This is a genomic window from Paraburkholderia sp. EG287B (assembly GCF_040965595.1).
GTDB lineage: Bacteria > Pseudomonadota > Gammaproteobacteria > Burkholderiales > Burkholderiaceae > Paraburkholderia.
This window is the reverse complement of record NZ_JBFRCG010000106.1, coordinates 1-293: the sequence shown is the minus strand read 5'-3', so window position 1 is coordinate 293 and position 293 is coordinate 1. Positions and strand designations below refer to the sequence as shown.

Here is a 293-nt window from a genome sequence, read left to right as displayed (position 1 = left end):
GATTCGCCAGCACTTCGCGCTCAAGCGACATTTACTGCGTGCCTCACGCTATCGCAAACAGCTCGCCGCACGCTTTGCCGGGTGGCATCGCTTCACTGGGCTCACCCAGGATCCGTCCAATTTCTGAACAAATCTACCTCCTGTTCGCTCTTGCGTCCCGTATACCTTACTCATAAGTCAGGAATTTTGCGGACAGATGGTCTATGCTTGGGCGATAGCTATTGAGAGCATCGCCCATGAAACGAGATGGCCGGAGCCTGGCTCACAACACGCTCGAAGAGATGCGTATCCTT

1 pseudogene is annotated in these 293 nt (G+C 54.3%); it reads left to right on the top strand.

Annotated elements, in window-relative coordinates:
• A pseudogene (locus AB4Y40_RS42920) lies at positions 1-127 on the top strand (transposase); the annotation flags it as partial.
• Between the last annotated feature and the right edge of the window lie 166 nt (positions 128-293).